This window comes from Mesorhizobium sp. M0848, assembly GCF_040319805.1.
Taxonomy (GTDB): Bacteria; Pseudomonadota; Alphaproteobacteria; order Rhizobiales; family Rhizobiaceae; genus Mesorhizobium.
The window spans coordinates 168,063-180,884 of the sequence record NZ_JAMYOM010000011.1; the positions used below are offsets into that span (position 1 = coordinate 168,063).

Here is a 12,822-nt window from a genome sequence, read left to right on the forward strand (position 1 = left end):
ACAAGATCATGGTCAAACGTAGAGCCCCATCCCGATACATCGGGATGGATCGGGCTCTAACTCACTCCGAAAGCGTCTTCAGGAAAGCCACCAGCGCCGCACGTTCACGATCCGACAGCCCCAGCGGATGAACTTCGGACGTACCCTCCACGCTGGGTGCAGCCTTGGCGTAGTGCGCCACGACCTCGTCGAGCGACGAAAACTGCCCGGCATGCATGTAGGGCGACCGCGTTGCCGCACCGCGCAGCGATGGCGTCTTGTAGGCGCGAACGAGTTCGGGCGCATCCTTGACCATGAAGCGCAACTCGCCGCAGGCGCTGGCGTCGCCATCGCGATAGGCGCCGAAGCAGTTGAACGGGTCCGCCTCGACTTGGCGCACGGCATCGATACGGCCGCGATCCGGCGGCAGGCCCGCAACGGATGGCACGCCGGTGTTGTGGAAGCTGTTGTCGGTGAAGCGCGGGCCGTTATGACAGGTCACGCAATTGGCCTTGCCGATGAACAGTTTAAGTCCAAGGATTTCTTGTTTGGAAAAGACAGCATCGCCCTTCGGCTCGGCACCGGTGGCGAGGTCCAGCGCAAAGCGGTCGAAACGCGTCGGCGCCGGCTCGATCGAGCGTTCGAAGGCGGCGATCGCCTTGCCGATATTGGCAAAGACGCCGTCGATTGCGCTGCGCTGCGCGCCGCTCATCGCATTCCAGGCCGCCTTCTCGGCATCGTTTCCAAGCGGGCTGGCATTCGACGGCATGCCCGAAAGATCGGGCAGCGGCCCGAAGATGCGCTCATAGCGCTCGCCGAAGCGCGCCTTGATGTAATGCGCGTAGGCGGTGCGGTTTCCCGCCTGCTCCAGCGGGTTTTCGAGCGGCGTCAGCGCTTGCGCCCACAGGCTGTCGCGGCGGCCGTCCCAGAAGAACCAGGGATCGCGCGCGACGCCGGCCAGCGGCATGGTCCGCCGGCTGGTACGGCCGACGCCGACGGCTTGCGGCAGGTCGTCCTGGAACTGGCGGTCGATCTTGTGGCATGTCGAACAGGATATCGACCCGTCACCGCTCATGCCCTGGTCGAAGAACAGCGTCGAGCCGAGTGCGGCAGCCGCCGGCACGTCGGCAAAACGATCGGTGGTGTCGGGCTTGAGCGCCGGCAGCGACGACAGCGCCAGCGAGGCGATGGTCGTCTTCTCGGCGTCGGAAAAATCCGGCTTCGTGCAGCCGGTAAGGACAACGGCCACCATTAGCGCCAGAAAACGCGAACGCCGCCTCATGTCCTGCTCACAGCACCACGTTGAAGAGCACCGTATCGGAGCCTGCGGTGGCCGAGATGGCGAAATGCAGCTGCCACCAGCCGCTCATGGTGAATTTCACCCCTTCGATCCGGTAACGCCCGTCGCCGAGATAGTCGGTCGCTTGCGGGCTGGTCGGCAGGCCGTGACTGTGCAGCGGCATGCCGCCGGAGATCGCGATCGCCGCCCCTTCCACCGGAGCTCCAGCCTTTGTCTTCAGCGTCAGCAGCCAGGATTGCAGTTGGCCTAGCCGCACAACGCCTCGCTCCGGCGCGAAGCTTGCCACGAACAGCCCGTTGGCGGTGTTCTTCGTCCGAGAGACATCCGGGCCGGCGGGCCGCGCCGACCGCGGCGCCGTCAGGTAAACGACCGCGAGAATGCCGACCAGCAAGGCAGCCAGACCAAGACCTGCCAGAAGATAACGCCATATCGATGCCAAACCGGTTCCTCTTCTGCAGACAACGCTCTGCCGAACGGATCGCATCCCGCCAGCCTGTGGGAAAACGCTGTGGCGGAAAAAACCCTGCTTGCCAAGCATGGCGCTGCCGGTGGCAAAAAGCTACAGCACCGAGATCACTGGAGGATTGCAGATGGCGGGAAACGGCGTCGCCTCGATCGGCGAATGCATGCTCGAACTGTCGGGCCAGACGGGACCGAACTGGCGCATAGGCTTTGCCGGCGACACGTTCAACACGCTGTGGGCGCTGCATGCACTGAGCGCTGAGCGGCCGGCAACCTATGTCTCGGCCTTCGGCGACGATCCATTCTCGCAAGGCCAGATCGATTTCTTCGCTGAAAACGGCATCGGCATCGGCTCCAGCCCGCTCATAGCGGGCGCGCGGCCCGGCCTCTATGCCATCACGCTGACGGGAGCCGAACGTTCCTTCACCTATTGGCGTGGCGACGCCGCCGCGCGGCAGCTTGTCTCGGACCCGGCCGCATTATCGAAAAACCTGGAAAATCAGGCACTTGTCTATTTTTCCGGAATCACTTTGGCAATTCTGGACGAAGCCGCGCGCGCTGAGTTGCTGGCCGCCGTCGCCAAGGCGCGTTCGGCTGGTTCACTTATCGCCTTCGACCCCAACTATCGGCCGCGGCTCTGGCGTGAGCGCGAGGATGCGCAGGCAGCGATCGTCGAAGCCCTTGCCGTCACCGACATCGCATTGCCGACCTTCCCCGACGAGCAGATGCTGTTCGGCGATCCAACACCGCAAGCCACAGCGAAGCGGCTCGGGCAACTCGTCGGCGAGGTCGTCGTCAAGAACGGCGAAGCACCGGCACTGATTGCCCAAGCAGGAACGCTGCGCGAAGTCCCGGCAATCCATGTCGCCGCTCCCGCCGATACGACGGGCGCCGGCGATTCCTTCAACGGCGGCTATCTTGCGGCTCGACTTGCCGGCCACGACCCGCTTGAAGCAGCACGCCGTGCGCATCGCGTCGCCGCCGCCGTGGTGCAGGTGCGCGGCGCGCTGGCGCCGTTCGAGACGCTGCGCGCGGCCTTCGCCGGCTAAAGTCTGTTGCGATTCAGGTCAGGCGGGCTTCACCTGAACATTGGCAGGCCTCAGGGCAGACGGAATCTGTATTCCGTCACGTGGTGGTAGATCGCGCCCGGCCACAGCGTCGCCTGCGGGAAATAAGGCCGGTTCGGCGCGTCCGGCCAAATCTGCGGCTCCAGGCAGAAGCCGCAAAAAGCCTTGTAGTCGCGGCCTTCCAACCCGGTGCGCGGCGTCACGTACTGGCCGGTATAGAGCTGGACGCCCGGCTCAGTGGTCCAGACCTCCATCTCGACACCGGAACTGGCGCCTTGCGCCCATGCCGCCTGCTTGAGCGGCCCGCGTGCCGAAGCGAGGCAGAAATTCTGGTCGTAGGGCAGCTGTTCGCCCTCGGTCTCCATGCGCAGCGGCCGCGCCTGGCGGAAATCGAACGGCGTACCGTCAACCGGCTTGACCACGCCGGTCGGGATCATGTCGCCATCGACCGGCAGGTAGGCGCCGGCATTCAGCATCATCCTGTGGTCGAGAATGTCGCCGGCGCCGCCATCATCCAGGTTGAAATAGGAATGCTGGGTCAGATTGCACAGCGTCGGCTCCTCGCAGGTGGCGGTCAGCTCGACGCTGAGCGTGCCGGGGATCTTCAACCGGTAGGTGCAAGTGACATCGAGCGCGCCGGGAAAGCCCATCGCGCCGTCGGGATCGTGCAACGTCAGCGTGACGAAATCCCTGCCATGCAACGAAACCGTCCACGGCCTGTGGGAATAGCCTTGCGAGCCGCCATGCAGCGTATGCTTGTCGAGGAAGTTTTGCTCGGTCTGGTAGCGGCTGCCGGCGATGGTAAAGCGGCCGTCGCGGATGCGGTTGGCATAGCGGCCGACAACCGCTCCAAAGAAGCCCGTATCCGTCTCGTAGGCCGCCAGATTGTCGTAGCCAAGCACCAGCGGCGCATCGTGCCCGGTCAGGCGCAGATCCTGGATGATCGCGCCCAGACCGATGATGTTGGCGGTGATACCGCCGCCCCTGATCGTGAAGCGACGCACCGGCTCGCCTGCCTGCGTCGTGCCGAAAACCTCGCCGTCCTTCATCGCCATGCCCGTAAATGCCAGTTGATCCAGAAGACTTCGGCTGGTTTTCCCATGAGAGACAGGCAGGCCATCGGCCTCCCCATCTCAGGGAATATCCTATCAGAGGCCGAGGCCGCCGATGCAGACATATTTGGTGTCGAGATAATCCTCGATGCCCTGATGTCCGCCTTCTTTGCCGAGACCCGATTCCTTGACGCCGCCGAACGGCGCCTCCGGCGTGGTGATGAGGCCTTCATTGACGCCGACCATGCCGTATTTCAGCCCTTCCATGACGCGGAAGGCGCGGCCGAGATCGCCGGTGTAGAAATAGCAGGCGAGGCCGAATTCGGTGTCGTTGGCGAGTGCTATCGCCTCCTCTTCGGTCTCGAACTTGAACACCGGTGCGACCGGGCCAAAGATCTCTTCCTTCATGAAGCGCATCTTGGGCGTCGCATTGGCAATGACCGTCGGCTGGAAGAACGAACCGCCGAGCGCATGGCGCTTGCCGCCGGCAACGATCTTGCCGCCCTTGGATGTGGCGTCGGCGATCAGTTCTTCGACCTTCTCGACCGCCTTCTCGTCGATCAGCGGCCCCTGCTGCACGCCGTCCTCGAGGCCGGAGCCGACCTTCAGCCCGTTGCTGGCGGCAGCGAGCTTCTCGACGAACTTGTCATAGACACCAGCCTGGACAAGGAAGCGGTTGGTGCAGACGCAGGTCTGGCCGGAATTGCGATACTTGGCGGTGATCGCACCAGCGACCGCACGCTCGAGGTCGGCGTCATCGAAGACAATGAACGGCGCGTTGCCACCGAGCTCCATCGACACTTTCTTGACGGTGACCGACGACTTCTGGATGAGAAGCTTGCCGACTTCGGTCGATCCGGTGAAGGTGATCTTCGACACCAGCGGATTGGCGCAGATCTCGTCGCCGATCTCGCTTGCCGAACCGGTCAGGATGTTGACGACGCCCTTGGGGAAGCCGACCTCCTCTGCGAGCGCACCCCAGGCGAGGCCTGAATATGGTGTCTGCGAGGCCGGCTTGACCACTGCGGTGCAGCCGGCGGCGAGCGCCGGGCCGAGCTTGCGGGCCAGCATCGAGGACGGGAAATTCCACGGCGTGATGGCGGCGATGACCCCGACCGGTTCCTTGGTCACCAGGATGCGGCGGTCCGCCCATGGCGACGGCACGACGTCGCCATAGGTGCGGCGGCCTTCCTCGGCGAACCACAATATGTAGGCCGCGGCAGAGCCGATCTCGCCCTTCGATTCGAACAGCGACTTGCCCTGTTCGATGGTCAGCAGTTCGGCCAGCACGTCCTGATTGTCCATCATTGCGTCATGCAGCTTGCGCAGCAGCTTCGAGCGCTCGAGCGCGGTCGTCTTGCGCCAGGTCTTGAAAGCTTCCGCGGCGGCTTCGATGGCGCGGCGGGTTTCGGCTTTGCCCGACTTCGGCACGGTGCCGATCTTGAGGCCGGTGGCCGGGTTGTTGACGTCAACCGTCTGGCCGCTGTCGGCCTGCACCCATTCGCCATTGATGAGATTGGCCTGCCGCATGAAATGGCTGGTTTTCTGAAGCATGGTCTATCCTCCGTTCGGCGCGCTGACGGCCGGTCTGTGAAATCTTCGGTGAGCGTGCGCCATGGACTGAAGCCGGCACGCCGGAGCCACTGCTCTTTACCGAGGGCAAGGCCCGCAAGCAATCGCAAGATGGCATATAGGGGTTGGACCAGCCCGAGGCGAGAGCAGGCCGGACATATGCCGTGCCGATCGCTGGCCGCACCATCTGGCTATCTATCCGAAAACGTGGAGCACCACCGTCAGCCAGAAGGCGGTTGTAACAACCGCGCTCGCCGTGGCGATTGTCATCTGGTTCGACGCCAGCGCCTGGCCGGTGTTGAACTGCACGGCGATGAGATAGGAATTGATGCCGGATGGTAGCGCCGCCACCACCACCGCCACTTTGGCCGTCAATGGCGGCAGGCCAAGCAGCCAGACCAGACCGAGAACCAGAGCCGGCATCAGGAACAATTTCAGCACCGAAAGCGCCAGAGCCGGCCGGACATTGCCGGAGATACCGAAGCGGCGCAGGCTGAGGCCCATGGCGAACAGCGCCACTGGCCCGGCAGTGTCAGCCAGCGCATCGACCAGCCGTGTGGCAAGGTTCGGCAGCGGCGCGCCGGTTAGGCGCCATGCCAGCCCGGCCAGGATGCCGATGATCAGGGGATTGGTGAACAGTCTTCTCAGAAAGCTCTGGATGATGCGCAGCGGGTGTACGGGCTCGCTGCCACCGCGGCCAAATATCTCGAACATGATGATCGACGCCATCATCATGGTCGGCAGATGCACGGAAACGAGCAGCGACAGCACTTCGAATCCGCTGGACCCGAATACGCCGAGAACGAAGGGAATGCCCAGCAACACCACATTCGAGAAGGACGACGACACTCCACCGACGATACCTGTGCGTGCGTCCCGCCCGAAGATTCGCGTCGTCACCAGATGGCCGGCAGCCCATGTCATTGCAACCGCGGTGAAGTAAGCGCCCCACAGCGACCATGGCGCCACGCCATGGAAATCGGAATTCACCATCGTCCGAAACAGCAGCAGCGGCATCGCCACGTTGATGGCGAATTCGGAGATGCCGTCCCCGCTGGCCGGCTTTAGATAGCCGGTGAGCCCGGTGAGATAGCCGAGCGCGACGAGGCTGAAGACGAAAAGAACGGTTTCGGTGAGCGGCGACATTTTTCAGGGATAGGCGAGCCACGGCCGCGGCGCAATCGCGCCCGAATTTGATCATGCCCTAATTTGATCATGGCCAAATTTGATCATGGTCCATTGGCAGCGTTATAGAGGGCTTGGATCATCAGGGCGGATGCGAACGACAAATGACCTTTGTCGAAACCTCGAAGCTTAATCTTTTGCGGCGGGCATGGCTGACGGCTTTCATCGCCGCACTGCTTTGCCTTGCCGCGACCGCGCTTGCAGTTGCCGAGACAATAAGCCTTAAGGGCGTGGCGCTGATCATCGGCCAGTCGAATTACCTGCACATCGCCGCCCTGCCCAACCCCGCCAACGACGCCCGCGACATGGCCAAGATGCTGACCGACCTTGGCTTCGACGCCCGCAGCGTCACCGACCGCGACGCCACCAAGCTGAAGCGCGACCTGGAGCGGTTCACCGAAGATGCCGACGGCGCCGATGTCGCCTTCATCTACTACTCCGGTCATGGCATCGAGGCCGGCGGCGAAAACTATCTGGTTCCGGTCGATGCCGACGTCCCGTCGCTGAAGGATGCCGGCACCAGCCTTGTGCCGATATCGGCCGTCATGGAGGCATTGAAAAAGACAGTGCCGGTGACGATCATGCTGCTCGACGCCTGCCGCACCAATCCATTCCCCGCGGATGCCATGGTCCGGCGCTCACCGACCGCTTCCGCCTCGCCCATAGGCGCCGGCGGGTTGGAGCCGGTGCGCGGCGCGAAGGCGCTCGGCAATGCGCCGGCGGCCGACGCGAGCCTGGGTACGGTGGTCGGCTTTGCCGCAGAACCGGGTCGTCCAGCGCTCGATGGCGCCGCCGGCGAAAACAGCCCTTATGCGTCCGCTTTGCTGCGCCACCTCGCGGCGATGAAGGGTACCGAGTTCGGCTCGGTCATGCGCATGGTGACCGAGGAGGTCTATCTCGACACAAAGGCAAAGCAGCGCCCCTGGGTCAATGAAAGCTTGCGCCGGCTGCTCTATTTCGGCGTCGCGCCGGCGGAGCCGACCGGCGACGACGGGCTGATCACCGGCGAGCGGCGCCAGCTGCTGCTGACGATTTCCGACCTGCCCGACCCCAAACGGGCGCAGGTGGAACTGGCCTCGCTGCAGGAAGGCGTGCCGCTTGATGCGCTTTATGGCGTGCTGAAAGCGCTCGGCACGGAAAAGATCCCGGAAGATCCGACTGACCTGCAAAAGGTGCTCGACGCCCAGGCCGAGCGCCTGAAGAAGATGATGTCCGAGCGTGCAGCGCTTCGCACCGACGATCCGGAGATCAAACGGCTTGTCGCCTCCGCCGACAAGGCCATCAGCCAGGGCGCCATCGTGACGGCGCGTAAATTCCTCGACGATGCCGTCGGCCGGATCGAAGAGACCAACGACGCGGTCGATCAAGCCGAGGATCTCGTCAAGCAGAAGCGTCTTGCCGATGCCGCGATCTATGCCAGGCGCGCCGATGCCTCTGGCCTGGTCTTCGACTACAAATCCGCCGCAGGCGATTACGCCAAGGCCTTCTCGCTGGCCGAGAAATGGGACGACAAGCTGCGCTGGAACTACAAGAACCAGCAAGCCGAGGCGTTGAACGCCTACGGCTACGCCACCGGCGATCTCGATGCGCTGCAGCACTCCATCGAGGCCTATCGCACCATTCTGAACTTCATCCCCAATGACGAACAGAATCGCGACTGGGCGATCACCCGCAACAACATGGCGGTGGTGCTGCAGACCATCGGCGAGCGAGAGACGGAGACCGCGCGCCTTGAAGAGGCAGCGCGGATCTTTCGCGATTCCCTTGTCGTGTTCGAGCGCGAGAAGGACGATCTTAACTGGGCCGCCGCGCAGAACAATCTGGCCAACGTGCTGTTGAAGATCGGCGAACGTGAGAGCGACCCGAAACGCCTGAACGAGGCGGTGGTGGCGATGCGCGCCACACTCGAAAAACGCCCGCGCGACAAGGTCCCGCTCGACTGGGCCGCTTCGCAGAACAATCTCGGCCTGGCGCTCTATGCGCTTTCCGAGCGCGAGGCCGCCGGCGAACATCTGACGCAAGCCGAGGCGGCCTACCGGCTGGCACTTGAGGAATACACACGCGAAAAGGCGCCGGTTGAATGGGCGATGGTCGAGAACAATCTCGGCAACACGCTGGTGTCGCTCGGCATTCAGCTCAACGACAAGGCGAAGATAAACGAGGCGGCCAACGCGTTCCGTGCCGCGCTTGAAGTGCGAACCCGTGAAACCTTCCCCGTCTCATGGGCGACCAGCAGGCTCAACCTCGGCAACGCGCTGAGCGGTGTCGCCCGTTTCGATATGGGCACCGGCGCGCTCGAAGAGGCCGCGGCCGCCTATGACGATGCACTGACGGTCTTTACCCGGCAGCGTTTCCCGATGGACTGGGCGTCGGCGCAGAACAATCTCGGTTCGATCTACCAGACGCTTGGCCAGCGCACCCGCGACGCGGCCAAGCTGGAGCAGTCGGCCGCGGCCTTCCGGGCGGCCCGGCAGGTCTATGTCAGACGGAAATTCCCTCTCGACTGGGCAATGAGCCACTACAATCTCGGCAACACGCTGCAGCTCCTCGGCGGCGTCACCGACAAGCCGGAACATTATGGTGAAGCCATTGCCGCCTACCGCGATGCGTTGCGCGAGTACAAGCGCGAGACGAACCCCCGCCAATGGGCGCTGGCCCAGGCCGGCCTCGGCTCGACGCTGCACTGGCTGAGCATGAGCAATGCCGACTCCAGGACGCTGCTTGAGTCCATAGCGGCCCGCCGAGCAGCCCTCGAAGTACTCACCGTCGACGCGGCACCAGTCGACTGGGCCAACGCCCAGAACGGCATCGGCATGAGCCTGCTCAACCTCGGCAATCTCGAACGCACCGGCAAATACCTCGGTGATGCCGAGGCCGCCTTCGCGGCCACGCTGAAGGTATTCACCAGGGAAAGCCTGCCCATGCAATGGGCCTTCGCGCAGAACAATCTCGGTGACGTCAGCTGGAACCGAGCCAGCTATGGCGGGGGCAAGGCCGAATATCAAAAGGCGATCGAATTCTTCGAGAACGCCAAGCAGGGCTTTACCGAAGCCGGCTACACAATCCCCATCCCGCTCACCGACCAGAAGATCGATCTGGTGAAGAAGCAGATGGCGAAGAAGTAGGTCTACGCATCCCGCCGACCGCGCCTTGTCTTTCGGCTGGCTTTACCGTCCCTATATGTCCCGTCACCGGAACCCATTGCCGGGAACCGGAGAAGGATAGCGGATGATTCGATTTGCCTTGGCGTTGTTCCTGTTTCTTATTCCCGGCGTGGCCCACGCCACGGATGCAGGCTGGGCGCTGCTGCGCGATGGCGGACATGTCGTGCTGCTGCGCCATGCCATGGTCACCGGCACCACCGACCCGGCCAATTTCGACATCGACAGTTGCGCCACCCAGATGAACCTGTCGGCCCGTGGCAAGCAACAGGCGAGCAAGATCGGCGCTCTGTTTGCCGCCCGTGCGGCACCGATCGAGCGCGTGTTGTCCAGCCGCTATTGCCGCTGCCTCGATACTGCCCGCATCGCCTTCGAGGCCGAGCCGGAGCTGTTTGCTCCGCTCGATCTCCTGAAGGGCGACGAGGCGCAGAAAGCCGCGCAGATCGCGGCGATCCTGAAAGAAATCCGCGCCTATTCCGGCTCCGACAATCTGGTCATGGTCACCCATCTGGAAGACATCGTGGCGCTGACCGGCATCTCGCCGCGCGAAGGCGAGGCCGTGGTCGTGGAGCCGCAGGGCGATAGCCTGCGCGTGCTCGGCCGCGTCACCTTCTGAGCTCCCTGCGCGCGATCGCTGACGTCGAAAGCGGTGTTGCCGAAATGCCACCGCCGCAAGAAGCCGCAAATCCGCCACGACAATGCCGCTTGCGACAACCCGTCGCAGGGGCTATAGGCGCGCTCCCGGTCACGAGAACCGAAGCGAGCACAACGGTTGGAGCTTTCGCCTCCGCCCGTGCAGGCGGCTTTGCCGCCCTGTATACGGCGCCGCTTTGGGGATTGGGATCGCGGATGTAGCTCAGCGGGAGAGCGCCGGATTTGGGTCCGGAGGTCGGGGGTTCAATTCCCTTCATCTGCACCACGGATAGCTCAGTTTGGTTAGAGCATCAGATTGTTAATCTGACTGTCGAAGGTTCGATTCCTTCTCCATTGGCCTGAAAAGCCATCCGAAAAACGGTCAGGGGACTGGAATGCGAAAGACTGAACGGATGGCCCAAGCCCTCGGGCGCGGATCATCCCAAGCGTCTTTCGCCATCGGCTCGCGGCCAGGCCCGCGGTGACGATCAAGGCGCAGTGTCGCCGGCAAAGGAAGCTCGGCCTCCGGCGCCCGCTTCGCTGCCCCGCGATCCGCTCCCGAAGGCCCGCCACGGATTGATGCCACCAGTCCCCGGATCATTCGTGCCCGGACGATGACGCAAGACGACGATGTGAAACGAGAAACGAAAGGAACGATCGACGCATGACTTGACGCCTCGCATGTGGCCATGCCCGACAGGAGTGAAACAATGACAATTCTCGACAAGGTTCTTGGACGCGAGCGCGTCCTCGTAAAGGAAAACGAACGTGCCCTCACCCTCCACAAGGGTGAGATCAAGACTGTCCTGCTGCCGGGCGAACATTGGCTCGCCAACCGGCGCGGCAGCCTTGAAGTGTCCCGGCACGATCTGAAGAACCCGGAATTCGTTTCGGCATACGAGAAGGCGTTGTTCGACAAGCTCCCGGATGTGGCCGCGCGTCATTTCACCGTCGTTCGCACCGGGCGCACGGATGTCGCCATCATCGAGCGTGACGGCAATCTGCACGCCGTTCTGGCGCCGGACCGCAAGCTCGTGCTGTGGACGGATGCCGGTCCGTGGAAGGTGACGCTGATCGACACATCGGTCGATCTCGCCATCGATGCGGCGGTCATGCGCCGGCTCGGCCAGGCCCGGAAGGCGGAATTGATGTCCGTCCACCCGGTCGTCGACGGTCAGGCCGGACTGCTGTTCATCGACGGTGTCCTGGTCAGGACGCTGACGGCGGGCGTGCATGGCTTCTGGAACGTCGGACGCATGGTGCAGATCAAGGTCGTCGACCTCAAGCGCCAGTCGCTCGACGTTGCCGGGCAGGAAGTGCTGACCAAGGATCGCGTGACGATCCGCGTCAACATCGCAGCCGAATACCGGGTCGTCGATCCTGTCAAGGCGGTGAGCATGGTGAAGGACTTCTCCGAAGCCCTTTACCGCGCCCTGCAGTACGCCTTCCGCAAGACCCTTGGCGCGCTGACACTCGATCAGATCCTTGAAAAGAAGGTGACGATCGACGAAGAAGCCGCTGGCAAGGTCCGCGCTGATATGGCCGAGATCGGGGTGGAGGTCAGCGATATCGCCCTCAAGGATGTCATCCTGCCGGGCGAGATGCGCGAGATCCTCAACCAGGTGGTGTCGGCCGAAAAGCAGGCCGAGGCCAACATCATCCGTCGCCGCGAGGAGACGAACGCGACGCGTTCCCTCCTCAACACGGCCAGGGTGATGGCGGAAAACCCGGTGATGCTGCGGTTGAAGGAGCTTGAGGCTCTGGAAACCATCGCCGGCAAGGTCGAGCGGCTGACCGTCCACAACGGAACGGGCGGGCTGCTGAACGACCTGGTCAAGCTCCGCGACAGCTAATGCATGTCGCCCAAAGTGGTTCCGGTTTTGGGGAACGACATGCATCGAGACAAAGGCTGACGTAACGTCAAAGGGAAGGGCCGCCGGTCAGCCGGCGTCCCTTCTTGCCTTTACAGAGCAGGCTTCCCATCTGCGCCCGGCGTATCAGGCCTTTTCCTGCCGGGAAAAACCGATTAGACAGCGCCCAAACAAGATGCGGACAGATTCCGCCCGCAACCGAAGGAAAAGCCCTTGTCCACCACGTTCGACAAAGTCGCCAAGATCATTGCCGACACCAGCGAGATCGATATCGACACCATTACGCCCGAGAGCCACACGATCGACGATCTCGGCATCGACAGCCTCGATTTCCTCGACATCGTCTTTGCCATCGACAAGGAATTCGGCATCAAGGTGCCGCTGGAAAAGTGGACCCAGGAGGTCAATGACGGCAAGGCTTCGACCGACGATTACTTCGTCATGAAGAACCTGTGCGCCAAGATCGACGCACTGGTTGCCGCCAAGACCGCCTGACTTCGGTTGAGCGCGTGATCTTGACGCGCCCTGCCGCCTGACCCA

General features: G+C 63.1%; 10 protein-coding genes and 2 tRNA genes. 7 read left to right on the top strand and 5 right to left on the bottom strand.

Going from position 1 to position 12,822, the window contains the following annotated elements:
* Positions 1–61: 61 nt before the first annotated feature.
* The gene (locus NKH95_RS15145; protein ID WP_352439884.1) at positions 62–1,261 is read right to left on the bottom strand and encodes a cytochrome-c peroxidase; all 1,200 of its coding nucleotides are present in this window, start codon (positions 1,259–1,261) and stop codon (positions 62–64) included.
* Positions 1,262–1,268: 7 nt separating this feature from the next.
* Positions 1,269–1,718, bottom strand: coding sequence for a FixH family protein (locus NKH95_RS15150; RefSeq protein WP_023812254.1), 450 nt, complete (start codon positions 1,716–1,718; stop codon positions 1,269–1,271).
* 151 nt (positions 1,719–1,869) lie between these two features.
* Between NKH95_RS15150 and NKH95_RS15155 the strand changes: the two genes are divergently transcribed.
* Positions 1,870–2,790, top strand: coding sequence for a sugar kinase (locus NKH95_RS15155; protein ID WP_128304045.1), 921 nt, complete (start codon positions 1,870–1,872; stop codon positions 2,788–2,790).
* Between the two features lie 50 nt (positions 2,791–2,840).
* Here the strand turns inward: NKH95_RS15155 and NKH95_RS15160 are convergent, their stop codons facing one another.
* From NKH95_RS15160 to NKH95_RS15170, 3 genes are all read right to left on the bottom strand, one after another.
* Entirely contained in the window at positions 2,841–3,863 is a 1,023-nt protein-coding gene (locus tag NKH95_RS15160; RefSeq protein WP_023812255.1) for an aldose epimerase family protein, read from the bottom strand.
* Positions 3,864–3,956: 93 nt separating this feature from the next.
* Positions 3,957–5,414, bottom strand: a complete 1,458-nt coding sequence (locus tag NKH95_RS15165; protein ID WP_127291661.1) for an NAD-dependent succinate-semialdehyde dehydrogenase — start codon at positions 5,412–5,414, stop codon at positions 3,957–3,959.
* A gap of 213 nt (positions 5,415–5,627) precedes the next feature.
* Positions 5,628–6,578 carry an AEC family transporter gene (locus NKH95_RS15170; protein WP_128303984.1) on the bottom strand — a complete coding sequence of 317 codons (951 nt, stop codon included), beginning with the start codon at positions 6,576–6,578 and terminating at the stop codon, positions 5,628–5,630.
* A gap of 143 nt (positions 6,579–6,721) precedes the next feature.
* Between NKH95_RS15170 and NKH95_RS15175 the strand changes: the two genes are divergently transcribed.
* The 6 genes from NKH95_RS15175 (at position 6,722) to NKH95_RS15200 (ending at position 12,777) form a co-directional block, all read left to right on the top strand.
* On the top strand, positions 6,722–9,742 hold the full coding sequence (locus NKH95_RS15175) for a caspase family protein (RefSeq protein WP_352439883.1): 3,021 nt from the start codon (positions 6,722–6,724) through the stop codon (positions 9,740–9,742).
* Positions 9,743–9,845: 103 nt separating this feature from the next.
* Positions 9,846–10,394, top strand: coding sequence for a histidine phosphatase family protein (locus NKH95_RS15180; RefSeq protein ID WP_023812259.1), 549 nt, complete (start codon positions 9,846–9,848; stop codon positions 10,392–10,394).
* 229 nt (positions 10,395–10,623) lie between these two features.
* Positions 10,624–10,697 (top strand) — tRNA-OTHER (locus tag NKH95_RS15185).
* A gap of 2 nt (positions 10,698–10,699) precedes the next feature.
* Positions 10,700–10,769: transfer RNA gene (locus NKH95_RS15190), tRNA-Asn, on the top strand.
* A 352-nt stretch (positions 10,770–11,121) separates the two neighbouring features.
* A complete protein-coding gene (locus tag NKH95_RS15195) occupies positions 11,122–12,264 on the top strand; it encodes a slipin family protein (RefSeq protein WP_023812260.1) in 1,143 nt (380 codons plus the stop codon).
* Between the two features lie 231 nt (positions 12,265–12,495).
* The gene (locus tag NKH95_RS15200; protein WP_010909964.1) at positions 12,496–12,777 is read left to right on the top strand and encodes an acyl carrier protein; all 282 of its coding nucleotides are present in this window, start codon (positions 12,496–12,498) and stop codon (positions 12,775–12,777) included.
* The last annotated feature ends 45 nt before the right edge of the window (positions 12,778–12,822 follow it).